This window comes from Globicatella sp. HMSC072A10 (assembly GCF_001811625.1).
Classification (GTDB): Bacteria; Bacillota; Bacilli; order Lactobacillales; family Aerococcaceae; genus Globicatella; species Globicatella sanguinis.
Genome location: NZ_KV805806.1, coordinates 1 through 11,445, shown reverse-complemented (window position 1 = coordinate 11,445; position 11,445 = coordinate 1). Strand labels below are relative to the sequence as shown.

General features: G+C 36.8%; 8 protein-coding genes. 2 read left to right on the top strand and 6 right to left on the bottom strand.

The genetic code is table 11. The annotated features are described in order from the left end of the window. Nucleotides 1-220: 220 nt before the first annotated feature. From pnp to HMPREF2811_RS09455, 4 genes are all read right to left on the bottom strand, one after another. The gene (pnp, locus tag HMPREF2811_RS09470; protein WP_071409115.1) at nt 221-2,323 is read right to left on the bottom strand and encodes a polyribonucleotide nucleotidyltransferase; all 2,103 of its coding nucleotides are present in this window, start codon (nt 2,321-2,323) and stop codon (nt 221-223) included. Nucleotides 2,324-2,497: 174 nt separating this feature from the next. After that, nucleotides 2,498-2,767, bottom strand: a complete 270-nt coding sequence (gene rpsO / locus HMPREF2811_RS09465) for a 30S ribosomal protein S15 (protein ID WP_066126785.1) — start codon at nt 2,765-2,767, stop codon at nt 2,498-2,500. Between the two features lie 302 nt (nt 2,768-3,069). Continuing rightward, nucleotides 3,070-5,094 carry an acyltransferase family protein gene (locus HMPREF2811_RS09460; RefSeq protein WP_071409114.1) on the bottom strand — a complete coding sequence of 675 codons (2,025 nt, stop codon included), beginning with the start codon at nt 5,092-5,094 and terminating at the stop codon, nt 3,070-3,072. Nucleotides 5,095-5,361: 267 nt separating this feature from the next. Continuing rightward, the gene (locus tag HMPREF2811_RS09455) at nt 5,362-5,856 is read right to left on the bottom strand and encodes a methyl-accepting chemotaxis domain-containing protein (protein ID WP_071409113.1); all 495 of its coding nucleotides are present in this window, start codon (nt 5,854-5,856) and stop codon (nt 5,362-5,364) included. Between the two features lie 300 nt (nt 5,857-6,156). Here HMPREF2811_RS09455 and HMPREF2811_RS09450 point away from each other — a divergent pair, with 300 nt between their 5' ends. Continuing rightward, nucleotides 6,157-6,402 carry a GlsB/YeaQ/YmgE family stress response membrane protein gene (locus HMPREF2811_RS09450; RefSeq protein ID WP_071409112.1) on the top strand — a complete coding sequence of 82 codons (246 nt, stop codon included), beginning with the start codon at nt 6,157-6,159 and terminating at the stop codon, nt 6,400-6,402. Nucleotides 6,403-6,675: 273 nt separating this feature from the next. Here the strand turns inward: HMPREF2811_RS09450 and HMPREF2811_RS09445 are convergent, their stop codons facing one another. Continuing rightward, on the bottom strand, nt 6,676-7,986 hold the full coding sequence (locus HMPREF2811_RS09445) for a LysM peptidoglycan-binding domain-containing protein (protein ID WP_071409111.1): 1,311 nt from the start codon (nt 7,984-7,986) through the stop codon (nt 6,676-6,678). Nucleotides 7,987-8,705: 719 nt separating this feature from the next. Then, nucleotides 8,706-10,706: an excinuclease ABC subunit UvrB gene (gene uvrB / locus HMPREF2811_RS09440; protein WP_071409110.1), complete on the bottom strand. Its 2,001-nt coding sequence runs from the start codon at nt 10,704-10,706 to the stop codon at nt 8,706-8,708. A 274-nt stretch (nt 10,707-10,980) separates the two neighbouring features. Between uvrB and rpsT the strand changes: the two genes are divergently transcribed. Further along, nucleotides 10,981-11,232: a 30S ribosomal protein S20 gene (rpsT, locus tag HMPREF2811_RS09435; protein ID WP_066124617.1), complete on the top strand. Its 252-nt coding sequence runs from the start codon at nt 10,981-10,983 to the stop codon at nt 11,230-11,232. Nucleotides 11,233-11,445: the final 213 nt, after the last annotated feature.

Here is an 11,445-nt window from a genome sequence, read left to right as displayed (position 1 = left end):
TACTCTTCAATGATAATAAACTAACAAAAAATTATGCCATTGCTCTTTAATAACAATCAACTAACGAATTATAAAAGATCCTATTATGCTTTAATAATGACTCAAAAACGAAAATTATTCACTCCGCAACATCCTCTAACCAATCATCATCCTTACCAACAAAACAAAAAACTGGACCATCCACAAGGACAATCCAGCATTCAAATCATTGACTATTCAATTAATCTTTAGGTAATAATGCCTTACGCGATAAATTGATACGACCCTTATCGTCAATTTCAATTACTTTCACTTGAACCGTATCGCCCACTTTTAAGACATCTTCCACATTGTTCACACGACGATGCTCTAATTCTGAAATATGAACTAAACCATCTTTACCAGGTAACACTTCTACGAAAGCACCGAATTTTTCAATACGACGAACGATCCCTTCATAAGTCTCACCCACTTCAACTTCTTTAACTAAAGCATTAATCATATCAATTGCTTTTTGAATCATATCAGCATCAGATGACGCCACACTGATAGCACCCGATTGATCAATATCAATCTTAACACCAGTCGCATCAATAATACCGTTGATGGTTTCACCACCACGACCAATGACTACCTTAATCTTGTCAGGATCAATGGTGATTAATTCAATCTTAGGTGCATACGGACTTAATTCCTTACGTGGCTCAGCTAAAGTACTAATTAATTCATCTAGAATTTCAGCACGAGCTTTTTTCGCTTGCTCTAAAGCTTCGGTTAAAATAGCTTCCGTAATCCCTTGGATTTTAATATCCATTTGTAAAGCCGTAATACCTTTGGCAGTACCCGCCACTTTAAAGTCCATGTCACCTAAATGATCTTCTAAACCTTGGATATCGGTTAAGACCGTATAGTCTTCGCCTTCCATCACTAATCCCATCGCAATCCCAGCTACTGGCGCTTTGATTGGTACCCCAGCATCCATTAATGCTAAAGTTCCCGCACAGATTGACGCTTGAGAAGAAGAACCATTCGATTCTAACACTTCTGACACAACACGAATCATATATGGAAAATCTTCAACAGAAGGAATCACTTCTTTTAAAGCACGCTCACCTAAAGCACCGTGTCCAATTTCACGACGCCCTGGACTCCCCGTACGTCCTGTTTCACCGACTGAAAAGTTAGGGAAATTATAGTGGTGGATGAAGCGTTTCATATCTTCTGCTCCTAAACCATCAATCACTTGATGTTCACCTAAAGGTGCTAAAGTCGCAACAGATAATGCTTGCGTTTGTCCACGAGTAAATAAACCAGAACCATGGGTACGCGGTAATAACCCAACAGATGAACTTAATGGACGAATTTCGTCAATTTTACGACCATCCGGTCGTACACGTTCCTTCGTAATTAAACGACGTACTTCATCTTTTTCTAAATCATGTAACGCAGTATTGACGTCTTTTAATAATTCTTCTTTGTCAGCAGCATCCCCTAATTCATCATTGAAAAATTCTTGGGCTGCTTCCATCACAGCTTCAACCGCTGCTTCACGCGCTTTTTTCTCTTCAGTTTGGATAGCCGCTATCATAATATCTTGGTAACGTTCTTTAACAGTTGCGACGATTTCTTCATTAGGTGTCGCTACGGTTAATTCAAATTTCTCTTTACCACAAGCAGCCACTACTTCATTTTGGAAAGCGACTAATTCCTTAATCGCTTCATGTCCAAATAATAATGCCTCTAACATTTCTGCTTCTGAAACTTCTTTAGCACTCGATTCTACCATGTTAATTGCAGTAGCGGTTCCGGCTACCGTTAATTCAATATCAGACTCTTCATCTTGAGCGACGGTTGGGTTGATGATTAATTCACCATTGACACGTCCTACATTAACGCCAGCAATTGGACCATCAAATGGAATATCAGATACTGCTAAAGCTAAAGACGAACCTAACATCGCCGCCATCTCTGGTGTGCAATCTTGATCAACTGATAAAACTGTATTGGTAATTTGAATTTCATTTCGTACCCCTTCTGGGAACATTGGACGAATTGGACGGTCAATTAAACGACTCGTTAACGTCGCTGTTTCGGAAGGACGCCCTTCACGTTTAATAAAGCCTCCTGGTACTTTCCCTACCGCATACATCTTTTCAACATAATTAACAGTTAATGGGAAAAAATCCCCACTAGTAGCTTTTTTAGAAGCAACGGCTGCTGTTAAGACAACGGTATCGCCATAACGGACCAAAACCGCACCATTGGCTTGCTTGGCTAATTCGCCGATTTCGACGGTTAACGGACGACCGCCTAAAGTGGTACTAAAAACTTGTTTTTCTGCCATAATAAACTCCTTTTATAAAATCTTATCCAAGACTTCAACATAGCTAAACAAATATCAACCTACCTATTAAAACATAGGCTCATATTTGTATAGGTACGTTTGGTTCTTGGATGTAAAATAACAAATCAATAAAACAAAAGGATGGCGTGAGCCATCCTTCAAAGTCTCGATGAATTAACGACGTAGACCTAAACGTTGGATAAGTTCACGGTAACGTTGAACATCTTTGTCACGTAAGTAAGCTAATAAGTTACGACGGTGACCAATTTTTTTCATAAGTCCACGGTAAGATGTGAAATCTTTTTTGTGTGTACGAATATGATCATTTAAAACATTGATATCTTCAGTTAATACAGCGATTTGTACTTCTGGTGAACCAGTGTCTCCTTCGTGAATAGCATATTCTTTAATGATTTCGTTTTTACGTTCTTTAGAAATTGCCATAATATTTTCCACCTTTCTTTTAAAGTATGCCACATCCAAAGTAATGCGTTGGTGATTCGCAAAACTAAGGATGGGTAATTAATAATTGCATAGTCAAACATCGGTATTACACAGCGACAGACGACCACCTATATAATTTACATGAAATTGACAGAAGTTGCAAGGGGTAAGCGCCCTTTTCTTAATATTTTTACCAAATATTAAGCTAATGAACCAAAAAGTTCATGCCACTAGGTAAAATCAACCGTCACTGCTTACTCTGGCAAAAGTTCACATCACTAGTTAAAATCAACCGTCACTGCTTACTCTGGCACTTGACCATTATAGAAACGATATAACTCTTTAGCGGTAAAGGCAGCAAATTCATCGGCCCCTTCTGGTGTATGGTGAACTCCTTCACCTTCCCAGTAAAATTCAGGATGATCTTTCGCATAACTATACCAATCTATTTCATGCACATTATCATATTTATCCGCAAACTTTTTAATGATTTGGTTAACAGAATCACGATGCTCTACCGCTGAATCTGAATTTACAAAGAATAATTGGCGGTCACTAGCTGCCGCGATAAAATCTTCCATTCCTTGATCGTCTAGACCTGCATTCGTACCTAAGTTGATCACAAGTATATCATTCACTTCTCCACTACTAATCCAATCCGTCAATACACCAACAGCTTTCCAAATTTGTAAACTTTCAACACCTAAATGATTAGAATTCAAAAACACATTTAACGCATTAGGAGCCGATAGTAAAATCAGCGAATCACCGAAGAAACTGACGCGAATCTTCGAAGCAAACAATTTCACTTCATCTGGTACTAATGCTGCTAACTCAGGATCAAGGGCATTGATTTCATTAATAATATCAGCATTGTCATTCGTAATTTGAGTGACTTCTGCTCCCACACCTGACGTTTGAACTAAAGCCTTTTTGGCGATATCAAAGAAGTTTTCCGTCTCAATGTTTGAAATCAATGCGATATCTAACTCTTTTTCCAACTGATCAACTTTCGTTTTTACTTTATGAATCGCACGCTCATCTTTGTCAGCAATCTCAAATAAACTTGGTTGAACTTGCTTTAATTGATACTCTAATTGGAACTGCGTCAAAGGTTTATCATTGCGCGACATCACCCAACCCGCTCCCATTATCACGAATAATAACAGGCCAACTGGCGCTAACCATAAACTACGATTATTTAATTGAAAATCATGCCAATCTGTTTTCCAATTAAAACTAGTTGTAAAAGGCAGTATCAAACGTTGACGCTCAATCAATTGATAAGTCAATTCACTAACCAACGCTAAAGAAATCGCAATCGATAGATAAAGCCAATACATTCGTCCATCAAATTGACGTTGTAGTTTGAACCATAAAACAATTACCGGATAATACCATAAGTAATAAGAATAAGACCGACGTCCAATCCAAGGCAATGGCTGAATTTCAAAGACCTTGCGCACTAATGGCACCCCAACTGTAATCGAAAAGATCAGTAACATACTTAAAACTGAATACAATGGCATAAAGAAATAATAGGTTTCAGGTTGTTGGTCTTTAACAAAAAATGGCATGCCAACAAAACCGATTAAACTGATAATACCGATAATGTAATATAATAATTTTTTGGCTTTAACTTTATAAAATAGATTTAATAGGACAGGAATCATATAGGCCGTCATTATCCCCAGTACAAACGATGAAAAACGTGTATCGATTCCATAGTAAACACGTGAAGGATCTTGACCCGGCTCATAAAGCCATAATAGAGCAAAATGGCTCACACCAGCAATTAAAGACCAGATAATTGCTTTAACGGCCCCTTTAAGATTTAAAATTTTAGTAATGAGGACCCCTACCATCGCTAAAATAAACGATTGAATGTATAAACTGTTATACCATAAGTGAGTAAATAAAGACGCTTCGGTCATCCGAACAAAATAAGATTTATCAGCAGAAATTTGATACAAATTATTATAGAGAAATAAACCTGAAAATAAATCATCGCGAATCGATAATAATTGCGTACGATCAAAGATTAATAATCCAATCACGACTGACCCCATCATCCATAGCAATGGGAAAAAGATTCTTGCTAAAGTATTTTTAAAATAATGCCATATTGATGCCCAATCGCGTTGCGCATGATTAAACTCTATTTGCTCCACTTTATAAGTAAAGAAATAGCCTCCCAATGCTAAAAAGGTATTAACGGTTAAAAAACCACCCGGTAAATAGCTAGGGAAAAGATGATAAAGTATAATCGCAATAATCGATATCCCTTTAATCCCATCATAGCTAAGTATTCGCTTCTTCTTACTCATTTCTCTCACCCACTCAAACTTATCAAATATATTCTTATTATATAATAACAAAAAATACTTTTAAAATGTTGCCATTTATATAAAGATTTACTTAAAACATAAAAAAAGTAGGTTTGGTTCCCTAGGTTCTCCCAAACCCACCTATATACTAAATATTAGACATTCATTATAATCAAGGAATGAAAAAAGGCTAAGAAAACTAATCAAAGTATCCCCAGCCCTATCCATTCAGTCAATCCTATTGATAATGAACTGACTCCTATTCAATTACTCACTCACAACTTCTTCTGAAAGCTCAATTGCCGCATCCGTTGTTTCTTTTACCCCATCTTTTAAGGTACTAAAGCTACTTAAGATTTCATCAAATGAATTCGTTAATTCATCTTTAACTTGGGTAACACCTTTAACTAAAGTATCAACAACTTTATCATTATCATCTAAGTCTGTCAGATTATTTTTAGTATCTGAAACAACTTTACCTACTTTACCTGATAATTCTTTTAATGATTTAACCACATCTTTTTGCGCATGTGCCAAGTTTTCTCTCGTTTCATCAGATGCAAGACCAGCAACACTAGCAAAATCTTGACCTTGCTCAATTGTTCTATCTTTTAATACATTGAATTCATCTTTAGCTTCTAAGAATCGTTTGCTAACTTCATCTTTATAATGTTCGGTTTGTTTTGGATAAAACTTTTCTGCTAATAAGTAAGCACCTACAATTGCGACACCAAAACCTAATCCTTTTTTAAATTTACCCATATCATTCACTCCTCGTCAAATATATTTAGAAGGTCATTTCACACCCTTCTGATCATCTCTGTTTTGCTTGATTTATTACCACTAGACTTTATAAATCTAATTAACTTTACAATAACTATTATAGCATGGAAACGTATTAATAACAAAAGATTGACCTTAGCCTTACTATAAAAGTTTTGTTATAACCTTTGATTAATTAACCAAGTCAAAATATTTGCATTTGCCTCTCTTTTTCGGATAAGATATAAGTATAAACTAAATAATATTCAGTTTATATCAATATTTTAGGAGGTAATGATAATGGCATTAATTATTCAATTAGTTGTCGGCGGAATCTTAGGATGGTTGGCTGGCTTAATTTTAGGAAAAGATTTACCAGGTGGTGTCATTGGTAACGTTGTTGCGGGAATTTTAGGTTCAATGATCGGTGGTAATTTATTCTCTAACTTTGGACCACAAGTTGCCGGCTTTGCAATAATTCCAACCATATTAGGAGCGATTATTCTCATTCTGGTTGTTTCATTTATTTTAAAATCTACTCGTTAATTTAGACGTAAATATTAAGAAGGTGAGCCCGTGATTTTTTATACTCATTGTCTTAATAAATATTAAATCCCCAGTACTCTTTCAAAAAGTACTAGGGATTTTTTTGTTGGATGAAAAGCAATGGGACTTCGATGATAATCACCTATGGTTCACACATGACTTTGCGGAATCATCTATTATTGAAAGTAAACTTAACTCTTCATCTCACATATCAAAATGCAAAAAACAACCAAAAGTATCGACCTTTTGGTTGTTGAAAGAGAGACTTAATGATTATTTATTATCTTTTTTCTTATTAAAGGTAATTAAAGCGACACCTAATCCTGCTAAAACTAAAGCCCCCACGATTACAATTGTAGCGTTTCTTTCACCTGTTTGTGGTAAAGATTTGCCATCCTTCGTTGTAGTGGTGATGACAGAAGTTTCTTGTGAGACTGCTAAAGTAGTTGTTTCAGTTTGAGTTGGTGTTTCTTCTGCAGTAGTAGGAGTGTCTTCATTTCCACCTTTTGCCGGAATGTTAAGTGTTTGACCAACAAAAATATTATCATCAGTCAAATTATTAGCGGCTTTTAACGCTTCTACTGTTACGCCATATTTTTCAGCAATCTTATTTAAAGTATCGCCTTCGACAACTTCATGAGTTTGTTCTTCAGATGCTGTTGTTTCGCTTTCGTCAGACGTTTCAGAACTTGTTTCTTCAGTTGTTTCTGAGGTTTCATCACCTTCAGCTGTTGTTTCTTCAGATTCCTCTGTTGATTCATCACCTTCAGCTGTTGTGTCTTCAGATTCTTCTGTTGATTCGTCGCCTTCAGCAGTTGTGTCTGTCGTTTCTTCACCTTCAGCAGTTGTCTCTTCGTCTGCATTTGGAGTTAATTCGAACACACCTTCAGCATTTTCAGTAAATAATGGTTGCTCTGTTAATGGTGGTAATTCGTCATCTAAAGTTGGATTCAAACGTTCGGTAGCATTTTCTAAAATTGCTGATTTAAAAGCTTCTGCTTGAGTAAAGACATCTACTGATTCAGTGCCAGCATCTTCCACATAGGTATAGCCTTCAGAGTCAACATATTGTGCAGCTACATGCCCATAAGTTTCAGCACCTGGGTATGTAATCGTACCAAAAACAGCAAAATCACTAGTGTTTTTCGTATCATGGTTGACCACACGGAAAACAGGTGTCCCCGCTTCGTATAGTACTTCATCACCACTATATAAGTCCGTATTTAAACGTCCCCATTCGATATTCATATCTTTTAAGCCATCTTCCGCTTCAGTTGCGGCAGCAGCATCTTTCACTTGTTCCCAAGGTTGAGGTGCTACTTCTTCATTATCAAAGACAAACTTGCGTGTTGAACTATTGACAATCACATACTGAGCCGTAGCTTCGGTCATTTCATCTGTCACATCTTCGGTTTCATCTAAACCATCAGATACCGTTTCAGCAATTGTTTCCTCAACCGTTGTATCACTCACTGCTTCAGTTGGGACCTCTTCTTCGGTCGTTGTTTCCTCTTGCGCGAAAACCGGATTCACTAATCCTAAGGTCAACGCTGAGATTAATAAATATTTACTTAATTTTTTCATTTTAGGACCTCCATAAACTTGATCACTTAATGATAGAAATCATGAACAAATCCCTACCTTTCTAACTATGTGCCTATAATATCACAGGAAAATAGCTTATTCAATGAATTTCACTGTAAAGTCTAACTACTTAATAAAAGGTCTTTTTAAATTCACACTTTAGTCAAATTTAGCGAAAATTCATAACATAAACTTTATTGCCTTAATATGCTTACTTTTTGAGAGATAATATTAATTCAAAAAGCTGATGGTTTTGACTCTTTATCACTCTAACACGTTTTCTGACTTAGGCAGAAGATAACTTTTGCCTGTCGCCGACGATACATGAATCCTTAACAATTTTCGTGACATTAGTCAGAAGACAACGATTGGCCAACCATCGGCGATATATGTATCCTCAACAATTTGCATAACTTCAGCCCACATACAACTAATTTCCTCTCGTAGGCCATATATGAATCCTTAACAATTTTCGTAATTTCAGCCAACATACAACGATTGGACTATCGTCAGTGATATATGTATCCTTAATACTTTTCGTGCCTTTAGGCAGAGGACAACGATTAAAACTGATACTAATCCATTCAGGTGGTACTCAACTAACTGATACCATCCGCATCATAATCATTTGTCTTGTTATGACTACAGCACACAAGCTTTAAAATAACCTACACTCGCATGCTATTCAAGTGAGTGTCTTTTTGTTCGTTCACTGGCTTTTATTTATTTAACTTATGCCCATAAGCGGCTTTTAATTCCATAATAATATCACGCAACTCGGCAGCTGCTTCGAAATTCATATTTTTGGCATGCTCTTTCATCTCCATTGTTAGGCGCTCCAACTCTTCTTCTCGTTGCATTTTTGAAAGATTTTTAAACTGTACCAATAAGTTTTCTTCACGTTCTTCGCCTTGGACATCATGCGTAATCCGAATTAAGTCGCGAACTTCTTTCTTAATCGTTTTCGGCACAATACCATGTTCTTCATTATAAGCCATTTGAATTCCACGACGGCGGTTGGTTTCATCAATCGCATTTTTCATCGATTGAGTGATCACATCCGCATACATGATCACTTGACCATTCTCATTACGAGCCGCTCGACCAATCGTTTGCACTAACGAACGTTCACTACGTAGGAATCCTTCCTTATCTGCATCTAAAATCGCCACGAGAGATACTTCCGGAACGTCTAAACCTTCACGTAGTAAGTTAATCCCTACTAAAACATCAAAGACACCTAGTCGTAAATCACGAATAATTTCTGTACGTTCCAAGGTAACAATGTCACTATGTAAATACTTGACTTTGATATCGAGTTCTTTTAAATAATCGGTTAAGTCCTCGGACATTTTTTTCGTTAATGTCGTAATAAATACTCGTTCATTTCTCTCAACCCTTTTATTAATTTCGCCCACTAAATCATCAATTTGACCATTAATCGGACGAACTTCCACTAATGGGTCCAGTAAGCCAGTCGGACGAATAATTTGCTCAGCATATTCGCCATTTGTATGTTCTAATTCATAAGGGCCTGGCGTTGCTGATACATAGATGATTTGATTGACTCGTTCTTCAAATTCTTCTAAGCGTAATGGACGGTTATCAATCGCACTCGGTAGACGGAAACCATAATCGACTAATTGTTGTTTACGCGCACGGTCCCCATTATACATCCCTCTTAATTGCGACATCGTAATGTGAGACTCATCAACTACCACTAAATAATCATCTGGGAAAAAGTCTAATAAAGTATACGGTGCTTGACCTGGCGCACGACCGTCCATATGACGTGAATAATTCTCAATCCCACTACAATAACCCATTTCTAATAACATTTCGATATCATAGTTCGTTCGTTGTTCTAAACGTTGCGCTTCTAATAATTTATGTTCACTGCGTAATTCTTCTAAACGTTCCTCTAATTCTTGACGTATGCTTTCGACTGCCCGGGTTATCTGATCTTCATTCGCCACAAAGTGAGTCGCCGGATAGATAGGATAATGTTCTAAGTCTCGACGAATTTCACCGGTTAAAACATCCACTTCACGAATACGATCAATTTCATCGCCAAAAAATTCCACTCGGATAACTTCTGATTCTCGTGAAGCCATAAAAATTTCCAGTACATCGCCACGCACACGAAAGGTTCCCCGTTGAAAATCAATATCATTACGGACGAACTGCATTTCGACTAGACGATTTAAGACGGCATTTCGACTGATTTCTTGACCTTGACGAATCGATAATACATGTTCACGATAGTTTTTAGGATCGACTAATCCATAAATACAAGAAACAGATGCCACCACAATCACATCACGACCTTCTAATAATGCCGAAGAAGCTGAGTGACGTAGACGGTCAATTTCATCATTGACACTCGACTCTTTCTCGATATAAGTATCGGAAGCAGGGACATAGGCCTCTGGTTGATAATAATCATAGTAAGAAACAAAATATTCCACTGAGTTTTCAGGGAAAAATTCTAACAATTCAGAATATAATTGGCCAGCTAACGTTTTATTGTGAGCCAACACTAAAGTAGGACGGTTGACCTCTTTAATCACATTCGCAATCGTAAATGTTTTTCCGGTACCAGTAGCTCCTAAGAGCACTTGGTCACGTTTGCCTTCATTCAAACCTTCTACTAATTGTTTAATAGCCGTCGGTTGATCTCCACTCGGCTGGTATTGAGATACTAATTTAAATTGATCCATTTTGGACACCTCTAATCCTTTCAATTCGCTTCTATTGTACCTTTATTCATAAGGTGTGGCAAATTGAATGATTCTAAATAAATTAGTTTCAAAATGAAAGTTAGAAGAGACTTTTCATGTAAATTAGCTTCATTTCACAAAAAAATTTACAGTTAAATTAAAGATTTTTTGATTATATAGTTGCAAGGTATAATAGTTATCATGTATAATAAGGAAGTTGACTAAGTCATAATTGGCTTACACACCAATAAGAGAAGAAAGAGGTGACCGAGACATGGCAAATACTCCATCAGCAATCAAACGTATCCGTCAAACAAAATCTGTAACTGCTCGTAACACTGCTCACGTATCAGGTATGCGTACAGCAATCAAAAGATTCCGTGCAGCTGTAGAATCTGGCGAAGGTAATTTAGAAGAATTATTCAAATTAGCGGCTAAAGAAATTGATAGCGCAGCTACTAAAGGTTTAATCCACAAAAATAAAGCAGCTCGTGATAAGTCACGTTTAGCAAAATTAGTAAAATAATGAATTTTCAACCATCCTTTTAAAGGGTGGTTTTTTTGTAATTCTGATTATTCCACGCTCTCAAGCCCACCTATACGCAGCATCGAAGTAAATATATACACTAAACAATTAAAATCCATAAAGGGCATATTCTTCCTTTCACACAAATATACTATTGCTTAAAAAGCACCTGAACCGAAATTAGAGTGACCCCAAATAGTTGGACCAGAGAGA